20 protein-coding genes are annotated in these 19,427 nt (G+C 65.5%); 12 read left to right on the top strand and 8 right to left on the bottom strand.

The features are described from left to right. Positions 1-138 precede the first annotated feature (138 nt). The 9 genes from GOACH_RS06415 to GOACH_RS06455 all read left to right on the top strand — a co-directional run bounded on the left by GOACH_RS06415 (position 139) and on the right by GOACH_RS06455 (position 9,254). Positions 139-909: a VOC family protein gene (locus tag GOACH_RS06415; RefSeq protein WP_005172313.1), complete on the top strand. Its 771-nt coding sequence runs from the start codon at positions 139-141 to the stop codon at positions 907-909. After that, the gene (locus tag GOACH_RS06420; protein ID WP_005172315.1) at positions 906-1,544 is read left to right on the top strand and encodes a dihydrofolate reductase family protein; all 639 of its coding nucleotides are present in this window, start codon (positions 906-908) and stop codon (positions 1,542-1,544) included. Before GOACH_RS06415 ends, GOACH_RS06420 begins: the two co-directional genes overlap by 4 nt. Positions 1,545-1,800: 256 nt before the next feature. Further along, positions 1,801-4,347, top strand: coding sequence for an ATP-dependent Clp protease ATP-binding subunit (locus tag GOACH_RS06425; protein ID WP_005172318.1), 2,547 nt, complete (start codon positions 1,801-1,803; stop codon positions 4,345-4,347). 247 nt (positions 4,348-4,594) lie between these two features. After that, positions 4,595-4,930: a hypothetical protein gene (locus GOACH_RS06430; RefSeq protein ID WP_005172321.1), complete on the top strand. Its 336-nt coding sequence runs from the start codon at positions 4,595-4,597 to the stop codon at positions 4,928-4,930. A gap of 57 nt (positions 4,931-4,987) precedes the next feature. After that, the gene (locus GOACH_RS06435) at positions 4,988-5,926 is read left to right on the top strand and encodes an aldo/keto reductase (protein ID WP_005172324.1); all 939 of its coding nucleotides are present in this window, start codon (positions 4,988-4,990) and stop codon (positions 5,924-5,926) included. A gap of 82 nt (positions 5,927-6,008) precedes the next feature. Continuing rightward, on the top strand, positions 6,009-7,097 hold the full coding sequence (locus GOACH_RS06440; protein WP_005172327.1) for a 3-hydroxyisobutyryl-CoA hydrolase: 1,089 nt from the start codon (positions 6,009-6,011) through the stop codon (positions 7,095-7,097). After that, on the top strand, positions 7,090-7,866 hold the full coding sequence (locus GOACH_RS06445) for an enoyl-CoA hydratase (RefSeq protein ID WP_005172330.1): 777 nt from the start codon (positions 7,090-7,092) through the stop codon (positions 7,864-7,866). The genes GOACH_RS06440 and GOACH_RS06445 overlap by 8 nt, the downstream gene beginning before the upstream one ends. Positions 7,867-7,958: 92 nt before the next feature. After that, positions 7,959-8,879: an SGNH/GDSL hydrolase family protein gene (locus GOACH_RS06450; RefSeq protein WP_040517816.1), complete on the top strand. Its 921-nt coding sequence runs from the start codon at positions 7,959-7,961 to the stop codon at positions 8,877-8,879. A 171-nt stretch (positions 8,880-9,050) separates the two neighbouring features. Beyond that, positions 9,051-9,254 carry a cold-shock protein gene (locus GOACH_RS06455; protein WP_005172335.1) on the top strand — a complete coding sequence of 68 codons (204 nt, stop codon included), beginning with the start codon at positions 9,051-9,053 and terminating at the stop codon, positions 9,252-9,254. Positions 9,255-9,325: 71 nt separating this feature from the next. Here the strand turns inward: GOACH_RS06455 and GOACH_RS06460 are convergent, their stop codons facing one another. From GOACH_RS06460 to GOACH_RS06480, 4 genes are all read right to left on the bottom strand, one after another. Next, entirely contained in the window at positions 9,326-10,792 is a 1,467-nt protein-coding gene (locus GOACH_RS06460) for an acyltransferase (protein WP_373279077.1), read from the bottom strand. 184 nt (positions 10,793-10,976) lie between these two features. Beyond that, entirely contained in the window at positions 10,977-12,248 is a 1,272-nt protein-coding gene (locus GOACH_RS06470) for an MFS transporter (protein WP_005172343.1), read from the bottom strand. Between the two features lie 32 nt (positions 12,249-12,280). After that, the gene (locus GOACH_RS06475) at positions 12,281-12,757 is read right to left on the bottom strand and encodes a TspO/MBR family protein (protein ID WP_005172346.1); all 477 of its coding nucleotides are present in this window, start codon (positions 12,755-12,757) and stop codon (positions 12,281-12,283) included. Between the two features lie 10 nt (positions 12,758-12,767). Next, positions 12,768-13,403 (bottom strand): TIGR03086 family metal-binding protein, encoded by a 636-nt coding sequence (locus GOACH_RS06480; RefSeq protein WP_005172347.1) that lies wholly within the window; start codon positions 13,401-13,403, stop codon positions 12,768-12,770. Between the two features lie 106 nt (positions 13,404-13,509). Here GOACH_RS06480 and GOACH_RS06485 point away from each other — a divergent pair, with 106 nt between their 5' ends. From GOACH_RS06485 to GOACH_RS06495, 3 genes are all read left to right on the top strand, one after another. Next, positions 13,510-14,484 carry a helix-turn-helix transcriptional regulator gene (locus GOACH_RS06485; RefSeq protein WP_005172350.1) on the top strand — a complete coding sequence of 325 codons (975 nt, stop codon included), beginning with the start codon at positions 13,510-13,512 and terminating at the stop codon, positions 14,482-14,484. Positions 14,485-14,507: 23 nt separating this feature from the next. Beyond that, positions 14,508-15,167, top strand: a complete 660-nt coding sequence (locus GOACH_RS06490; protein ID WP_005172352.1) for a GntR family transcriptional regulator — start codon at positions 14,508-14,510, stop codon at positions 15,165-15,167. Positions 15,168-15,236: 69 nt separating this feature from the next. Next, positions 15,237-15,665, top strand: coding sequence for a MarR family winged helix-turn-helix transcriptional regulator (locus GOACH_RS06495; RefSeq protein WP_005172355.1), 429 nt, complete (start codon positions 15,237-15,239; stop codon positions 15,663-15,665). On the opposite strand, the gene GOACH_RS06500 is transcribed toward GOACH_RS06495, so the two are convergent. Genes GOACH_RS06500 through GOACH_RS06515 form a run of 4 tightly spaced genes read right to left on the bottom strand, consistent with a single transcriptional unit; the run spans position 15,662 to position 19,423 of the window. Further along, complete coding sequence (locus tag GOACH_RS06500) at positions 15,662-16,471, bottom strand: alpha/beta fold hydrolase (protein WP_245551832.1); 810 nt, start codon at positions 16,469-16,471, stop codon at positions 15,662-15,664. The genes GOACH_RS06495 and GOACH_RS06500 overlap by 4 nt on opposite strands. Before the next feature lie 38 nt (positions 16,472-16,509). Beyond that, on the bottom strand, positions 16,510-17,316 hold the full coding sequence (locus GOACH_RS06505; RefSeq protein ID WP_005172360.1) for an HpcH/HpaI aldolase/citrate lyase family protein: 807 nt from the start codon (positions 17,314-17,316) through the stop codon (positions 16,510-16,512). Further along, complete coding sequence (locus tag GOACH_RS06510; protein WP_005172362.1) at positions 17,313-18,179, bottom strand: HTD2 family dehydratase; 867 nt, start codon at positions 18,177-18,179, stop codon at positions 17,313-17,315. The genes GOACH_RS06505 and GOACH_RS06510 overlap by 4 nt, the downstream gene beginning before the upstream one ends. Continuing rightward, a complete protein-coding gene (locus GOACH_RS06515) occupies positions 18,176-19,423 on the bottom strand; it encodes a CaiB/BaiF CoA transferase family protein (protein WP_005172370.1) in 1,248 nt (415 codons plus the stop codon). Before GOACH_RS06515 ends, GOACH_RS06510 begins: the two co-directional genes overlap by 4 nt. Positions 19,424-19,427 lie beyond the last annotated feature (4 nt).

Below are 19,427 nucleotides of genomic sequence, written 5' to 3' on the forward strand. Positions count from 1 at the left end.
GATGCTGGTCGCAGACCGTGCGATCGGCCCGCTAAAGGTGTGATCGGAGGAGGCGGGACAGGTCGTTAGCATGGGTCATTCATCGGTGGGACGTGTAACGTCCGATGATTTTGTCGCTCCCGGACGGTCGATATCTGCATGGCAACCGCAACCATTTCCTCCATGCTCCTGTCCACCGGCGACCCGCAGCGGCTCGCGCACTGGTACGCGACGGCGTTCGAGGCCGAGCCGATGACCACACCGGGAAGTCCCGGCTACACCATTGTCGAACTGGACGGCTTCTACCTCATGTTCGACAAGCGTGACGACATCTCCGGACGCAGCCCGCAGGGCGCGCGGATGCTGCTCAATGTCGAGGTCGACGATCCGGCCGCAACCGCTGCGCGGCTCGACTCGCTGGGCGCCACCTGGATCAGCCCGCTCGAGGAACGCGACGGCAATCAGTTCGCGGCCGTCGAGGATCCCGACGGCAACTGGCTCCAGCTCGTACGACTCTCCGATGAGCACGAGGCGCAGATGAGCCGGCCGACATCGGCGTACTCGGGTTTCGCCGTCCGCGACACGGCGGCGACGGAGGACTTCTACCGCGGCGTCCTCGGCATGCGTGTCCTGCGTTTCCCCATGGGTGACAGCGACATACTCGGTATCCGTATCAACCGTGGCACGACGGTCCTGGCCTACCCGAAGCCCGATCACCAGCCTGCGTCGTACACGATCCTCAACATCCCGGTCCCCGACCTCCCCACGCGCATCGACGAGCTGACCGCGCGCGGCGTCGAATTCCTGCGCTACGACGGATTCGATCAGGACGAGCGTGGAATTGCGCACGGTCACGGCGTCGGGCCCGACATCGCCTGGTTCGCCGATCCCTCAGGAAACGTCATCGCACTCATGGAGCAAGACCGGTGACAACCCCGAACCCGACGCCGGGTTCGTCGTATCCTCGCGCCGTGCGGCCCCTGCGCTACTCGATCAATATCACCGTCGACGGCTGCGTCGACCACACGGCCGTCACACCGACAGAGGCGATGCATCGCCATTCGGCCGACCTCCTTGCCGCTGCCGACGCGCTGCTCTTCGGGCGGGTGATCTACGAGATGATGGAGGCCGGCTGGCGTGAGGTCGCGCGAAACGACGAGCTGCTCGACGGCCGACCCGAGTGGATGCTTCCCTTCGCCCACACCATCGACCGCGCGCCGAAGTTCGTTGTCTCCGACTCGCTCACCAGTGTCGACTGGAACGCAGAACTGATACGTCGTGACGAATTGGAGTCGACGGTGCGCGAGCTCAAGGCGCAGCCGGGCAACGGGATCGTCACCGGAGGAGTGACGCTGCCTCTGGCCCTCGCCGAACTCGACCTCATCGACTCCTACGAGTTCATCGTGCATCCGCGGATCGTCGGCCACGGGCCGAGGATCTTCGAGGGGCTTTCGGACCACGTCGACCTGCGCCTCGTCGAACGTTCCGAACTCGACGTCGACATCGTCGTGCTGCGTTACGAGCCGGTACGCCCGTCGGCAGGATCTCGTTCGCTCTCGGCGTAGCCCACGTCACCCCTGCCAGGAACATGCCCGTGTCCTGCGGAGTTGTAGCTGTCAGATCCCCGCCGACATCCGTTTTCGTTGCACGCTGTGCAGACGTTAAGTGCAGGTGCACTCCTGTTGACCACTACAGTGGAAGCCAGGCTGGTCGTCGTATATCCGGTTGGCATATCCAGTTGGATTATCGGCACCACCGCAGTTGTCGCCAAGAGGCTTGAAGACATCGACGGCCGGGGCGCTAGCAATGTGAGGGAGAACAATGTTCGAACGGTTCACCGACCGCGCACGCCGGGTTGTGGTTCTGGCCCAAGAAGAGGCGCGGATGCTCAACCACAACTACATCGGCACCGAGCACATCCTCCTGGGTCTGATCCACGAGGGTGAGGGCGTCGCAGCCAAGGCGCTGGAGTCCCTCGGGATTTCTCTCGAGGGCGTGCGTAGCCAGGTCGAGGAGATCATCGGCCAGGGCCAGCAGGCGCCGTCGGGACACATCCCGTTCACGCCGCGCGCCAAGAAGGTCCTCGAGCTGTCGCTGCGTGAAGCGCTGCAGCTCGGCCACAACTACATCGGTACCGAGCACATCCTGCTCGGCCTCATCCGTGAGGGTGAGGGTGTTGCCGCGCAGGTGCTCGTCAAGCTCGGCGCCGACCTCAACCGGGTCCGCCAGCAGGTGATCCAGCTGCTGAGCGGCTACCAGGGCAAGGAGCCGCAGGAGGCCGGCACAGGAGGTCGGTCCAGCGAGTCCGGCACCCCGTCGACCTCGCTCGTGCTCGACCAGTTCGGCAGAAATCTGACCGCTGCCGCCGCCGAGGGCAAACTCGATCCCGTCATCGGGCGCGAGAAAGAGATCGAGCGCGTCATGCAGGTGCTCAGCCGCCGCACCAAGAACAACCCGGTTCTGATCGGCGAGCCGGGCGTCGGTAAGACCGCCGTCGTCGAGGGGCTTGCCCAGGCGATCGTCAACGGTCAGGTGCCCGAGACGCTCAAGGACAAGCAGCTCTACACCCTCGACCTCGGTTCGCTGGTCGCGGGCAGCCGCTACCGCGGCGACTTCGAGGAACGCCTCAAGAAGGTGCTCAAGGAGATCAACACCCGCGGCGACATCATCCTGTTCATCGACGAGCTGCACACACTCGTCGGCGCAGGTGCCGCCGAGGGCGCGATCGATGCCGCCAGCATCCTGAAGCCGAAGCTGGCCCGCGGTGAGCTGCAGACCATCGGTGCCACCACGCTCGACGAGTACCGCAAGTACATCGAGAAGGATGCCGCGCTCGAGCGTCGGTTCCAGCCGGTCCAGGTCGGCGAGCCGTCGGTCGAGCACACGATCGAGATCCTCAAGGGTCTGCGCGATCGGTACGAGACGCACCACCGCGTCTCCATCACCGACGGCGCACTCGTCGCCGCGGCGACGCTGGCCGATCGCTACATCAACGACCGCTTCCTGCCCGACAAGGCGATCGACCTCATCGACGAGGCGGGCGCACGCATGCGCATCCGTCGGATGACCGCTCCGCCGGACCTGCGCGAGTTCGATGAGCGCATCGCCGACGCGCGCAAGGAGAAGGAGAGCGCGATCGACGCGCAGGACTTCGAGAAGGCCGCGAGCCTGCGCGACAAGGAGAAGCAGCTCGTCAACGAGCGTGCCGAGCGTGAAAAGCAGTGGCGCAGTGGCGACATGGACGTCGTGGCCGAGGTCGACGACGAGCAGATCGCCGAGGTACTCGGTAACTGGACCGGTATCCCCGTGTTCAAGCTCACCGAGGAGGAGACCACCCGTCTGCTCCGCATGGAGGACGAGCTGCACAAGCGGATCATCGGCCAGGAGGATGCTGTCAAGGCCGTCTCCAAGGCGATCCGCCGTACGCGTGCCGGGTTGAAGGACCCGAAGCGTCCCTCGGGCTCGTTCATCTTCGCCGGACCGTCGGGTGTCGGTAAGACCGAGCTGTCCAAGGCGCTCGCGAACTTCCTGTTCGGTGAGGACGACGCGCTCATCCAGATCGACATGGGCGAGTTCCACGACCGCTTCACCGCGTCGCGTCTGTTCGGTGCACCTCCCGGATACGTCGGATACGAAGAGGGCGGCCAGCTCACCGAGAAGGTGCGTCGTAAGCCGTTCTCGGTGGTCTTGTTCGACGAGATCGAGAAGGCCCACTCGGAGATCTACAACACCCTGTTGCAGGTTCTCGAGGACGGACGTCTCACCGACGGCCAGGGTCGCACGGTCGACTTCAAGAACACCGTCCTGATCTTCACCTCGAACCTCGGTACCTCCGATATCTCGAAGGCCGTGGGACTCGGCTTCACGAAGGGCGACGACTCGACGTCGAACTACGAACGCATGAAGCTGAAGGTCAACGACGAGCTCAAGAAGCACTTCCGGCCCGAGTTCCTCAACCGTATCGACGACGTGATCGTGTTCCACCAGCTCACGCAGGACGAGATCATCCAGATGGTCGATCTGATGATCGCCCGCGTCGAGACGCAGCTGAAGAACAAGGACATGGCGATCGAGCTCACCGACAGGGCGAAGTCGTTGCTGGCCAGGCGCGGGTTCGACCCGGTCCTCGGTGCACGTCCGCTGCGTCGCACCATCCAGCGCGAGATCGAGGATCAGCTCTCCGAGAAGATCCTGTTCAACGAGCTGACCGCGGGCCAGATCGTGCTGGTTGACGTCGAAGGTTGGGACGGCGAAGGCGATGGCGAGGACGCCAAGTTCACCTTCACCGGCTCCGACAAGCCCCGCGAACTGCCCGACGCTCCGGTCGAACTGACCAAGGCGGGCGAAGGCCAGGGCGACGCGAGCTGATCGCAGGCCGACCGAAGAACTGAATACGAAGAAACCCGGCACCTCGAGGTGCCGGGTTTCTTCGTATGGACCGTGTCAGCGGCGACCGCGCGTAGTGATCGCGCCGCCGGTGGCGGTGGTGTTCCGCTCGGGAGGAAAAAATTGGATCCCGGGGAACATTGCGGTGGCTCGGGTGCATCCAATGTAATGACAACGCAGAATGCGTTGACGACAACCACAGATTCACCCCCTCGAAAGGACCCAGATCATGGCGACAGCAAGCTACGACACCAACGGCGACGGCTACGTGGACGTTCAACTGACCGACACCGACGGCGACGGATACGCCGACGTCGAGCTGCAGGACACCGACGGCGACGGTTATGCGGATGTGCAGCTCACCGATACCGACGGCGACGGATACGCCGACGTGCAGGAGAACGACACCAACGGCGACGGCTACGTGGACGTGCAGTACGCCGACACCACCGGTGACGGATACGCCGACGTCGAGAACTACGACACCGACGGCGACGGCTACGTGGATGTCCAGTACACCGACACCAACGGCGACGGATACGCCGACACCAGCTATCACGCATAGTCGGACTATCACGCATAGCCGGATCGGCGACCTCGTAGCGGGCTTACGATCGGCGGGGTGAAACGAATTCCCCTCGGCGAAACCGACGTCTCCGTGCCCGCTGTCGTTCTCGGCATGATGCGAATCGAGCGCCGCTCCGATGACGAGATCCGCGAACTGGTGCGGAGCGCGCGCGATGCGGGTATCGACTTCTTCGACCACGCCGACATCTATGGGGACGGACCCGCCCACGGGTGTGAGCAGCGGTTCGCCGACGCGCTGCGGTTCTCCTCGTCGGAGCGTGAGCAGGTGATCCTCCAGTCGAAGGCCGGCATCGTGAAAGACGGCCCGTACTACGACTTCTCCTACGACCACCTCGTCGAGGCCGTGGATGGCTCCCTGCAGGCTCTCGACACCGACTACCTCGACATCCTGTTGCTCCACCGGCCAGACGCACTCGTCGAACCCGACGAGGTGGCTCGCGCCTTCGACGACCTGTGGCGGGCGGGCAAGGTGCGCCACTTCGGCGTCTCGAACCACACCCCGCGCCAGATCGAACTGCTCGCCGCGTCCCTGACGCGACCGATCGTCGTCAATCAGCTCCAACTGTCACTGACGCATGCGCCGATCATCGCGCAGGGCGCTGCGTCGAACATGGCGGCACAGGCGCAGGCGCACACACTCGATGGCGGTGGTGTCCTCGACTACTGCCGACTCAATGGCATCACCGTCCAGGCGTGGTCGCCCTTTCAGGCTGGCTTCGTCGACGGCGTCTTCCTCGGCTCCGTTCACTATCCGGAACTCAATGCCGCGATCGATGTGCTCGCCCGCAGATACGACGTGGAGCCGATCGCGATCGCCACGGCATGGATCACACGACATCCCGCGCGCATGCAGGTGGTTCTCGGAACCACGACGCCCGCGCGCGTCGAGGCTGCCGCGGCAGGCTCCGACATCCCGCTCACACGGCCCGAGTGGTACGAACTGTTCCGCGCGGCCGGGCATGTGGTGCCCTGACCCGGGTGCCACTGGAACCCAATACTAGGATGTGCAAGTATCTGGGGAATGCAACGCGGACGACAGCGGAGGAGTGACACTCATGGCGGATGAGCCGACGGTTCTCAGCGAGGTGAAGGGGCGGGTCGGGCACCTGACGCTCAACCGCCCGACAGCGATCAACGCACTCGACCACGAGATGGTCCGCGTGATGCACGACGCCCTGCGGACGTGGGCCGATGATGACGCGATCGACGCCGTCGTCGTCTCCGGAGCGGGAGAGCGCGGGCTCTGTGCGGGCGGCGACATCGCGGCCATCCACCGCGATGCGTCGGCGCTCTCTGCAGGGGGACGTGCGAGCGACGAAGCCGCGGCCGATTCCCCGTCCGGCCGGTTCTGGGCCGACGAGTACCGACTCAATCTGGACATCTCGAACTATCCCAAGCCCTACGTCGCGATCATGGACGGGATCGTGATGGGCGGCGGCGTCGGCATCTCTGGCCACGGCAACACGCGTGTGGTGACCGATCGCACGCGTCTGGCCATGCCCGAGGTCGGTATCGGGTTCGTGCCGGACGTCGGTGGCTCGTATCTGCTCGCCCGGGTGCCGGACGAACTCGGTACCTACGCCGCGCTGACCGGCGGAACGCTCTCGGGTGCCGACGCCATCGCCATGGGCCTCGCTGATCACTACGTCCGCGCCGATGCGCTCGACGCGTTTGTCGACGCCATCGTCTCCGACGGCGTGGAGGCAGCCCTGCAGGCTCATCGTGTCGAACCGCCGCGCTCGGAGCTCGACGCCGAAAGGCAGTGGATACGTGAGGCTTTCGCTGTGGACACGGTGACCGAGATCATCGATAGGTGTCACGCTGTCGGCACCGAGTCGGCGCAACGCACGGCCGACAGGATCTCGTTGAAGAGTCCGCTCGCGCTCGCCGCAGCCCTCTACTCGCTGCGCCACAAGACATCTGACCTCGCCGATGCCCTGCGCCGGGAGTTCCGGGTCTCACTGCGCTTCCTGCAACACCCCGACATGGCCGAAGGGATCCGTGCGCAGGTCATCGACAAGGATCGCAGCCCGGCGTGGACCTCGGACCACGAGTCGGCGCTCGCGTCGCTCGACACCGTATTCGCGGCGCTGCCGGCCGACACCGAACTCATGCTCGACACCAAGGAGGATTCGAATGTCTGACCACGAGACCATCATCGTCGAGAGCTCTGGGCGCGTCGGGATCATCACGCTGAATCGGCCCAAGGCGCTCAATGCCCTGAACACCGTTCTCATGAACGAGGTCGTCGCTGCAGCAAAACAATTCGACGCCGACCCCGATATCGGCGCCATCGTCATCACCGGTTCCGAGCGGGCTTTCGCCGCGGGTGCCGACATCAAGGAGATGGCCGACAAGACCTTCAGTGACGTCGTCAGCCAATCGTTCTTCGGTGCCTGGGACGAACTCTCGCGACTGCGCACGCCGACCGTCGCCGCGGTGACCGGTTACGCGCTCGGTGGCGGTTGTGAGCTCGCGATGCTCTGCGACATTCTCATCGCGGGCGACAACGCGGTCTTCGGCCAACCGGAGATCACTCTCGGAGTGATCCCGGGGATCGGTGGCTCGCAGCGACTCACGCGCGCGATCGGCAAGGCGAAGGCGATGGACCTGATCCTCACCGGTCGTCAGATGAACGTCGATGAAGCCGAACGCGCGGGCCTCGTATCGCGCGTTGTACCCGCTGCGGACTGCCTCGCGACCGCCACCGAGGTGGCCGCCACGATCGCGGCCTCGTCGTCGATCGCGGCCGGGCTCGCCAAGGAGGCGGTCAACCGTGCGTTCGAGACCACTCTCACCGAGGGCGTGCGCGCAGAACGTGGATTGTTCTATTCGACGTTCGCCACCGACGACCAGACCGAGGGCATGGCGGCCTTCGTGGACAAGCGCAAACCGGTTTTCCGACACCGCTGACGTGGACACAGTCTGCGAGAAGTGACGGCTGTCACCGCGGCCACGCATGTGGTGACGACGGCGCCCTGGCCGGTTGTGGGAAGATCACAGGCGTGTCTCGACGTCTCCTTCGCCGCGCGGGTATAGCCGCAGGTGCGCTGATTGCTGCTGCGGCAGTGGTGGTGCCGGGTGTGGGCGTCGACGGTGGTGCCTCGGGGCCGACGATGAGGCCTGCGGTACGCGCCTCCGCGGAAACGCCGTCGACCTATGTGGCGCTCGGCAGCTCCTACGCCGCAGGTCCGGATGCGGTACCCACACGCCTGAACGTCTGTTTCCGCAGCCCGGACAACTATCCTCATCGGGTCGCTGCGGCGCTGCGCATGCGATTGGTCGATGCGACGTGTTCGGGCGCGACGACAGAGAACATCGTCGACAGGCCGCAGCGGTTCCTCAAGCACCGGCAGATCGACGCCGTAACCCCGAGTACCGCGCTGGTGACGATCACCAGCGGCGGAAACGACATCGACTACATCGGCAGGCTGCTCGCGATGAGCTGTAACAACGTCGCAGGCGGCATCGCCAAGGCACTCGGTCCAGCAGCTCGGAGCTGCCATGCAGGACGTCACGTCGCCGCCGAGCCCTCCGACGCCGACTACGCCAAGGTGCAGCAGACGTTGATCCAGACCGTCCTCGAGATCAGGCTTCGTGCTCCTCGCGCGAAGGTGGTCCTCGTCGACTATCCGCCGCTGACGGTCGCTGGAGAGCAGCCCTGCGACGTGCTGCCACTCACGCCGGACGAGGCTGCGCAGACGGTGCGCATCTTCGACAGGCTGGCCGATGTCACAGCGCTGGCGGCGCACGAGACCGGAGCCGACCTGGTGCAGGCGTCGATCGCAGGCGCCGACCACACCGTGTGCTCGGCGCAGCCGTGGTTACGTGGATTCGCGCCTCCGATTCCGTACCACCCGACGACGCTCGGCAAGGCAGGAGTCGCCGACCTCGTCGTCGACTCCGTGGGTGGCCCGGTCGCCTGACCGCAGACACCATCTCTGGGTGTCCTCCACCGGCGCCACGTGCGGCCAGTGCCGTTCACCAAGACGTGTCCGCACCGTTGTGGACATCGGGATCGTGGTCGGGCCCGATGTGTGACACACTGGACAGCGGGTCGTCGAACTGACGGCTTTTCAATAGGAAGAAGAAATTGCATGACACAGGGCACCGTCAAATGGTTCAACGGCGAGAAGGGCTTCGGCTTCATTGCTCCCGATGACCAGGGACAGGATGTGTTCGTCCACTACTCCGCCATCACGGGCAGCGGCTTCCGCAGCCTCGAGGAGCAGCAGCGCGTCGAGTTCGACGTCGAGCAGGGCGCCAAGGGACTCCAGGCGACAAACGTGACCGCTCTCTGATTTTTCAGACAACGGTAGAAAGGCCCCGACGACATCGTCGGGGCCTTTTCGTGTTGCGGAGTGCGGCGGGGTCAGACAGGCTGCTCGGTGAACTCGTGGTCGCGGTTGCGCCACTGATGCCAAGCGACGAGCAGCGCGGAGATCGCGAGCAGAGCGCCCGTCGCGGTGAACAGATAGCCGCCCCAGACGTCGAACACCTCCGAGGTGATCGTGCCGCCGATCATCGCGACCACTGCCACGACAACTGACCTGCCCGCGTTCTGGGAGCGCCAGTCGATGCGATTGCGGCCCGTGGTGATCAGGCTGATCGGGCTGCGGCGCAGTACCTCGACCACGAACACGGTGCCGGCGACCGTCATCGCATAGGCGAACACCACCCGCGGAAAGCCCGGCCACGACGCGGGGGCGATGGTCGGTAGCAGCGCGCTCAGTGCCAGGGGATGTGCGAGGTAGATGCCGAACGAGCGGTCCGACGCCGTGCGGAGCACCTTGTCGGGGATCGAACCGGGTGTGCGCCGTTGCTGCCAGATCGTGCCGAAGCAGTACAGCATCATGATGATCGCGATGAACGCGTAGACGTTGTGCGGCAGGAAGACGTTGGTGGCACGCACCACCGTGGTCCCGGTCGACGTGATGTGCAGGAAGTACACGAGGGTGGCCGCGATGGTCGCGATGCACGCCGCGAGAAGCGGCCAGCGCCAACGAATCACGAACGCCTGGAACGCCTCGTAGTGCATGGCGGCCACACAACCGGCGAGGATGAAGAACTGGTACGGGAAGATCGTGATGACCAGGTGCGTCCAGACGACGCCTGCGGCTCCGTGGGCGAAGAAGTCGAGCGGCGGACGGACCATGAGGTACATCAATCCCACCTGGATCGCGAAGCTCGCGATTAGCTGGTAGCGGTGAAAACCCCACGTGCGCTTGAGGATTGCGAGGATCAGCGGGAAGAACAGGTAGATCTGCATGCTCACCGACAAGAAGTACAGGTGATACATGGCGTTGCCGGTGATGAGGTCGTAACCGATGCTCTTCACCGCGGTCACTATCGAGTGCTGATCGGCGACAACTGCTTTCAGCGTGTCAAGGCCGCCGATGCGATACCGCCCGTAGACCCAGTAGAACAGCGTCCACGTCACAAACGGCAGCCCGATGAGCTTGAAACGCCGTCGCCAGAAACCGATCGGTTCGAGCGAGCGATTGCGGTACTGATAGGTCAGCACGAAGCCGGTCAGTGCGAAGAATCCGTAGCGGGTGTAGCGCAGGAAGACCTCGACGGAGCCTGCGGCCACACTCGTGGCTGCGGTCACCCCGATCATGACGTGGTCGAGGATCACGCCGCCGAACGTCACAAGTCTGACGAGGTCGATCTGATAGAGGTGGCGGTCGCGTCGTGGCTTGTCGGGAGCAGCGGTCGTCTGCGCCGGGGTGGAGCTCGCCGCTTCGGATGTGTGCGGTCGGAGCGAGTGCGTCTCGACGGAGGCGTCGGCATCGACGTCCGAATTGCCGGTTTCGGGAGCGCCGTCGGGATCTGGCAGTCGAGGTGTCGTCTGCTGGCTTACGATTGCTAACCCTCCGTTAACCCGACGCTCACAGCTCGTGAGTCGCCCTAAAAGGTGTGCTGCACCCAGGAACGGTACTCCCTGATCCTGTGATTGTTCCTGTGAGACCGCTGTACCGGCTCGTCGATGCCCGTTTTGCGCAGTATCCGGCGATTGTCGCTCACCGCGTCCGACGCCACACCACCAGCCCGATCGCTGCCGCCACGAAGCACGACGCAGCGCCCACGGCCAGTCCGGTCCTGGCTCCGGCAGCCTCGGTGATCGCACCGATCAGCGGACCACCGATCGGTGTCGACCCCATGAATGCCACCGACCACAGCGCCATCACCCGGCCTCGCATCTGGGGTCGCGAGTTGAGTTGGAGCGTCGCGTTGCCGGTCGACATGAACGACACGCTGAGCCAGCCGACGAAGAACAGAGCGACGATCGCCAGCCACAGGGTGGGGGCCGCCGCGGTGACCGCGATCGTGACGCCGAAGCCCGTTGCGGTGAGGATCAGTGTGCGCAGTCCCGTGGTGCCACGTGCGGCCACGATGAGCCCGCCGACGACAGCACCGACGCCCATCGACGACGTCATGAAGCCGAATGCCTGTGGACCGCCGTCGAACACATCACGCGCCGCGACGGGTAGTGACACCTGGAACTCGTAGGCGAGCGTGCCGACGAGCGCCATCATGGCCAGCGGCACCCACAGAATCGGCTTGCTGCGGACGTAACGCAGTCCTTCGCGGAGTTGTCCCTTCGCGCGCGGGACGGGGATCTCGTGCGCGATCTCGCTGGTCCGCATCGCCAGCAGTGAGACCACGACCGCCACGAAGCTCGTCGCGTTGATGACGAAACACCAGCCAGCACCCACGGCTGCGAGGAGCACACCCGCCACAGCGGGTCCGATCGCCCGTGCGGCATTCACCATGACCGAGTTGAGGGTGACTGCGTTCCGGATGAGCGATTCGCCGACGATCTGGTGGATGAACGCCTGCCGCGCCGGGTTCTCGAAGGCGTTGTTGAGGCCGAGGAGCAGCGCGAGGATGGCGATGTGCCACACCTGTATCCAGCCGCCGAGTGTGAGGATCGCCAGCACCAGTGCGAGCACGCCCATGATCGACTGCAGGAAGATCATCAGCAGGCGGCGGTCGACGCGGTCGGCCACCACACCCGCGTAGGGGCCGATGATGAGGATCGGCAACGCCTGCAGCGCGACGATCACGCCGAGAATCGACGACGAGCCACTCAGCGTGAGCACCAACCAGGCCTGGGCCGTGGCCTGCATCCACGTCCCGATCAGTGAGACGGCCTGACCGCCGAAGTACAGGCGGTAGTTGTGCACGGACAGCGACGCGAACGTCCCGGTCGATTGCACCGGCTGCGGCGTGGTGACGGTGCTCGACGTCGCGCCCGTACTTTTATGCGGTGGCGCGTCGTCGTCTCTCATCGACGATCAGTCTAGGAGCGTCGCCTGTGTGGTCAGCGGTTGAGGCGCCACACGTCGGTCGACAGCTTGGTCGCGAAGGCGCACCAGAGCGGGTACGGGACGAGCGCGGTACCCGCAGCGGTGTTGACGTTCGCGGTTCGGCGCGCTAGGTCGGCACTGCTCAATGTCAGGGCAAGCGCGGTGATCGCCGAGGCGCCGAGGCGGTGTGCGCCGAAGAACAGCCAACTCCAACCAGCATTGAGTGCGAGGTTGGCGCCCAGCGCCGCAACGTACTTCTTCGCCTCGGCGGCATCGTTCTCGCGGAGTTCGTCGATGCTGATCGCCGATGTGACCGCGATGTCGGCATAGATCGTCGTCCACACGATCGGGAACGCGAGATCCGGCGGCACATACGACGGCTTGGTCAGCTTCGGGTACCACGATTGCAGTGCCGACTTCGATGCGAGGCTGCCGACGGTCGCTGCTGCTGCGGTGCCCAGGCCGGTGGTGAGGAGTGTTGTCAGACGCACACCGTCGACGTTACCGCTGCCACGCAGGGCGGCCCGACCAGTTGGCGAGCTGTTCGGTGGGGCCCGCGTCCGGACGCGGCTCGACGACCGGGCCGAAGGGGACGTCGGACAGTTCGCGGATCTGGGCGGGAATGAATTGCCGGGCGATGACGAGTGCCGCGGCGGCGACATCCGGATCGCCCTCGGCAGGCTGGCCCGTCGCCACCGCGAGATCCCATGCGTGCACCATGGTTTCGTTCACATATCCCCACAATGCGCCGGCGCCGGGCACCTCGCCCCACGGAACCTTCACCTGCGCAGCCAGTTTCGCATCATCGCGCCAGAGCTCAACCGCCTGCGCGACGGCGTCGGCATACGCCTGCGGATCATGGGTGTCGGCGACACTCGGGATCGTCGTCACGTCGACGCCGCTTGCGAGAGCGACGGCTCGACGCCCGGTCCCCACGACGTGCGCGGACAGGGTGCGCACGTCGAACTCGGTGCAGGGAGTCGGGGCGTCGAGTTGATCGGGGTGGATGCCGCGCAGGATCTCGGTGAGCCACGACGTCGCAACGGCGTAGGCGGGCCGGGGGTCGGCCGGTGTCGACGTGGAAGCGGGGCTTGTGTTCTCGGTGCCGGTGTTCTCGGTGTCGGTGGTGGAGTTCATGTCGTGCCTCTCGGTTCGGAGATCGTCGCCGTGCGCGACGTCGTATCTCGAGTACACGGGCAATACCCGACACCTTCTGTCATGATTTCGTAGAGAATCTGTATTCATGCGCGCCGAACGACTTCTCGCGGTGGTGATGCTGCTCAAAACGCATGGCAGGATGACCGCGGCGCAACTCGCTGCCGAACTCGACGTGTCCGAGCGGACGGTGTTGCGCGACATCGACGCGCTGTCGGTGTCGGGTATTCCGGTCTACGCCGAGCGCGGGCGGCACGGGGGTTTCGCACTCGTCCCCGGCTATCGAACCGATCTGACCGGGCTGACTCCCACCGAGGCGGCGTCGTTGCTCGCCGGCGGCAGTCGATTGCATTCGCCGGAACTCGCCAGTGCGATGCGCAAGGTGGCCGCGGCGATCCCCGACGCCTATCGGCCCGACGCCATGCGCGCGGCCACGCGAGTGCTCGTGCGACCCGAGGGGTTTGTGCGCGCGCCCGAATCGCTCGACGCTCTCGGACCGGTGCAGCAGGCCGTCTTCGACGGTCGTCGGATCCGCATGCGCTACCGGAAACCGGGAGCCGACGCCGCATCCGAGCGGACCGTCGACCCGGTAGGTCTCGTCGTCGCGGGTGATGTCTGGTATCTGGTCGCCAATTCCGCAGGGGCGGAACGGATGTATCGCGTTTCCCGAATGTCGGACGTCGAGGTTCTCGACGAACGGGCCGAGCGTGAGGACGACGTCGATCTCGACGCGATCTGGGAGCGTCGACGCACCGATTTCCGTGCTGCATTCGAGCAGGTGTCGGTCCGGGTGATGTGTGCCGACGGCAGGTCGTTGAGCGCGGTGCGGGCGAAGGCGTACAGCACGGTCGTCCACGAGGTCGCTGGCGACGGTACGGTTCTCGCAACGGCGACATTCGTCGGTGAACGACATGCCATCAATGTGCTGTGGTCTGCAGAGTTCGACGTCGAGGTGCTCGAGCCTGCAAAGATCAGGGACGCGCTGCTCGACCGTGCGCGTCGAATCATTCGCACATACGGTGGCGAACCGTTAGAGCGCGGCGCTGAGTCGCGGGAACGTTGAACTCAATAGACTATATTGTCGGCATGAGTGCCGAGGTTCCCGCACGTTCCCGCAGACGACGCCCCCGGTTGTCCGACGAGGCGGCCGAGCATGTGCGTGAACTGATCGTGTCCGGTCAGCTCGAACCGGGGCAGTTCATCCGACCGGAGATCATGGCCGCCGAACTCGACATCTCCGCGACACCGATGCGTGAGGGACTGTTGACGTTGCAGAGCGAGGGGTTGCTGCGCGTCGAGCCCCGTCGGGGTTTTGTGGTCGCGCCGTTGAGTGCCGCCGATATCGAAGACGTGTTCACCGGCCAGTCGTTGCTCGCGGGCGAGTTGGCCGCGCGGGCTACCTCGCGCATGGGTTCCGACGACCTCGACGCTCTGGTGAGGATCCAGACCGATCTCGAAAAGGCGGCGGACACAGCCGATTACGACGAGGTCGAGCGGCTCAACCATGTCTTTCATCGAATGATCTATTCCGCAGCGGACTCGCCGAAGTTGTCGTGGATGATCAAGGGGTCACTCAACTACGCGCCGCGGCGATTCTTCGCCTCGGTCGAGGGCTGGCCGCAGGCGTCGGCCGCCGATCACCGGGCCATCATCGCCGGGCTGCGCGCGCGTGATGCCGAGAAAGCACGTGCGGCAATGGTCGCCCACATCAGGAACGCCGGGCACCTCCTCGCCGCGCAGCGCTGAGCCGCGAAACCCAGGCTGCACTCCGCCGGCCATTTACGGACTCTGTGCAATCCGCATAGGATGCGACTCATGTCAGCAGCTCGCCCGACCGTCGAACTCGCTGCTGCGCTGTTCGATCTGTTGACCCACACTCTGGAACGCAGAACACGTGAGCTGAGTATCGGCGGTACGGCCACGCTGTTCACGCTGTGGCGCGGTGGTCCCCGGCGAGCAACCACCCTCGCAGCGATCGAAGGCGTCACCCCGCCGACGATGACGGCATTGATCACCTCTCTCGAGCGCGACGGGCTTGTCGAGCGACGCGTCGATCCCGACGACAGACGCGCATCGCTCGTCGCTCTCACCGAGTCGGGGAAGGCCTACATCGAGGCACGCAGGGAGGCGCACATCGCGCAACTCGTGGCGGGAATCGACGACCTCCCACCGGCGCTGAGATCCGAATTGACCTCGGCCGCAGATGCCGTGGCTGCGCTCGCGCACCGGCTCGGCGACACCTAGCCCGTCGTGTGAACCCCGGGCGTGGTGTCGAGGAAGTCGAGAACGAGTGGGCTCGCCTGCGCGCGGCACTCGTCGAAGTAGGCATGCCGCGCGCCGTCGAACACGTGTGTCGTCGCATCGGGAATGGCGTCGGCGAGAATCTGTGCGTTGATCACGGGGGCGAACCGGTCGTCGGAGCCGTGCAGGATCAGTGTCGGTGCGGTGATCTCGTGTAGTCGTGCCCACGCGTCGTGGGAGTCACTGGCGCGCAGATGTTGTCGACGTGCCCGCGTGGACATCGTCGGATCGCCGAGCACGGTGTACGGGCCCGGGTGTGCGGCCTGCCATGCGGGCGTGTACATCAGATCTGTCATGACCTGCGTGGAATCGGGGCCTGCAAGTGCGCGGCGGATACTCGGATCGCGTTCGCGCGCATGACTTCCGCCGGGGGTGGTGCAGCCGAGTACCAGTCGACGAACGCGACGGGGTGCGGCTATGGCAATCCATTGCGCCGTGCGACCGCCCATCGACGTTCCGTAGACGTCGAATCGACCGATCGACAACGAATCCAGAATAGAGAGAGCATCTCTCGCGAACAGTTGCGTGCTGTAGTCACCGTCGGGGGAGTCGCTGTCACCGGTGCCGCGGTAGTCAAAGGTGACGGTGGTGTGGGTGCGGGCGAAGTCGTTGCGGGTGCGATCCCACCAGTGATGGTTGTTGGCCTGTCCGGGCAGGAGTAACAGTACCGGGCCGCTGCCGCGGACCTGCACGGCCAGGCGCGTGCCATCGGACGTTCGTGAGATCTCGTGGTACTCCTGCACGGGCACCAGTCTTCCAGTGAGCCGTCCGTCGGTGAGTGACGCGGTCACGGGCGTGCCGCGGCGAGGATCTGGTGCGCACGGGCGACCACCGGCGGATCGACCATGTGGCCGTCGACGGCGACCGCAGAACCGTCCGCACGCGCGGCGTCGACGATCCGTTGCGCCCACGCCACCTCCTCGTCGGACGGCGCGAGGCACCCGTGCACGGTCGATACCTGACTCGGATGAATACAGAGCTTGCCGCGCAGTCCGATTCGCGCGGCGTACCCGACGTCATCGGAGAGTTTGTCGACGTCGCGCAGCGCGGTGGTGACCCCATCCACGGGGGAGCCGAGGTGTGCAGCGGCGGACGCCAGGACGAGTGTGGAGCGCGCGAGCAGGAGTGCCTCGCGATCATCGGGGTCGACGCCGAGTTCTGCCGCGAAGTCGATGGCGCCGAACGCCAGGCGTGCGACACCGGGCACCGCGGCGAGCTCAGCCGATCGCACAATGCCGACGGCAGTCTCGACCAGCGGTATGACAGACGACGCCGTCGCAGCGAGGGTCGAAACCATCGCGGGTTCTTCAGCTTTGGCGAGCATCGCGGGTGCGCCGGACGCGCCGAGCATGGCGACGTCGGCGTCGAACCACTGCGTGTCCGCGCTGTTGATTCGGACCAGCGCATCATGGCCGTCGGAGAGCCACTGCGCGACGGCATCGCGCGCGGAGTCCTTGTCAGCGGGCGCCACCGCGTCTTCGAGATCGATCACCACGATGTCGGCACCGGCGGCGTCTGCCTTGGCGAATCGATCCGGTCGGTTACCCGGCACGAACAGCAGGGTGCGAGCGGTGCGCAGCACGTCGGCGTTCACGAGAGTTCACCCCGGCCGCTGACATGCACGGTGTCGGTGCCGCTGACGATCCGGAGGTCGACGGCATCGCCGTCCGGACGCCCCTCGGCGCGGAACCTGTCCCCGCGGAACAGCGGCTTGCGCAGCCGGAAGTCGAAGGTGCGCAACGACCGTCCACCACTGTGTGCACGGGCGAGCTCGGCGAGATAGGTGGCCAGCAGCGGGCCGTGCACCACGAGGTCGGGGTAACCCTCGACCTCGGTCACGTAGGGATGGTCGTAGTGGATTCGATGCGCGTTGGACGTCAGCGCCGAATAGCGAAAGAGCAGTGGAGCCGTCGGCGTCGGCTCAGCGGTCCACGGCGCATCGGTCGGTCCGAGCTCATCAACCTCCCGTGCGAACGGACGCGACGAGCCGGCGTCGCTGCGATACACGAGGTCGTGATCTTCGACGAGAACGACCTCGCCGCCTTGCGAGTACTCGCTGCGGACCGTCACGAAGAGCATGTCTCCGCTGCGGCCGTGCTTTTCGGCGATCGACTCGAGACTCGACCGCTTCTGAGCCGGCACACCGAGTCGTAACGGTTGTGTCATCACCATCGACGATCCCGCGAACATGCGCCTGCGATGGGGGATCGGCGGGAGGAAGTGCCCGTCGGTGGGGTGTCCGTCTGCACCGAGTTCGCTGCTGCGTGGCCACTCGGAGAAGTACACCCACTGCCATGTCGTAGGCAACTGTGAACCTGCGGAGAAGGTCTCGGTCAGATCGAGTGTCGCCGCCAGTCGTGTCGCCTGCGCCGGATCGAGCTCGTCGTGCTCTAGGACCGGTTGCGGCGTCCAGTCCTCGACGAAGCTGCTCAATGGGGTGGTCGTCGTATCGGTCACCGGTTGCCTCCCTGGGCTGTGCTGGTGGTGTGTGCGTCCGCGCTTCGCGCCTGTTCCGAATCGAGGGTGCCGAGAACTCCCGACGCGACGAGGTCGTCGATCTCGGCGTCGGAGACTCCCAACTCGCGGGCGATCGCCGCACTGTCGGCGCCGAGTGCTGGTACCCGGTCCATGCGTGGTTCGTCGCCGAATCCTATGGGCGGCAACAGCGCTCGGATCGGTCCGCGTTCGGTCTCGACGCTGCGCCAGCGATCGCGTTCGGCGAGAACCGGATGATCCAGGAACTCCGAGACCGTGTTGACGCCGCCGAACGCGATCTTCGCGCGTTTCAGCAGTTCGGTGAGCTGGTCGGTGGTCCTGCGACCGAAGTGCTCAGTCACCGCCGCGTCGACGGCATCCCTGTTGGCGACGCGCAGGGTGTTCGATGCGAACCGCGGGTCGGCCGCGAGTGCGGCGTCGTCGAAGACGATCTCGCAGAGACGCTGCCACTCCGGCTCGTTCTGTATGGCGAGGAGGAGGGTGTGTCCGTCGGAAGCCGAATAGGGGCCGTAGGGGGAAATGGTGGCGTGTGCCGCACCGAAGCGTCCCGGTTGCCGGCCCGCTCCAGCGGTGAAATGCGCCGGCTGGCCCATCCATTCGCTGAGTGCCTCGAAGAGCGAGACCTCGAGGGTTGCGCCCTCGCCGGTGACCTGCCGTTGGTAGAGCGCGGCAAGCACCCCGGAGAATCCGTACATCCCGGCGGCGATGTCGGCGATGGAGATACCGACCTTGGCGACGTCGTCCGGCGTTCCGGTCATCGACACAAGGCCCGTCTCACACTGAACCAGAAGGTCATACGCCTTGCGGTCGGCCCACGGGCCCGTGCTGCCCCAGCCGGTGATCGACAGCACTATCTTTTTCGGATCGCGGCGGCGGACGTCGTGCGCACCGAGCCCGAGTCGTTCAGCGGCACCGGGGCCGAGGTTCTGCACGATCACGTCCGCGCGATCGGCCAACTGGTGCAACAGCTTTGCGCCGCATTCCGACTTGACGTCGAGAGCGATCGACTCCTTGGAGCGGTTGAGCCACACGAAGTAGCTGGCCAGGCCGTCAACGGATTCGTCGTAGCCGCGCGCGAAATCGCCGGTGTCCGGACGTTCGACCTTGATGACGCGGGCGCCGAGATCGGCGAGTTGCCGGGTCGCAAAAGGCGCGGCGACGGCGTGTTCGAGTGACAGCACGGTCACTCCGGACAGGGGAAGCACGGGC

Source organism: Gordonia aichiensis NBRC 108223 (genome assembly GCF_000332975.1).
GTDB classification, from domain to species: Bacteria; Actinomycetota; Actinomycetes; order Mycobacteriales; family Mycobacteriaceae; genus Gordonia; species Gordonia aichiensis.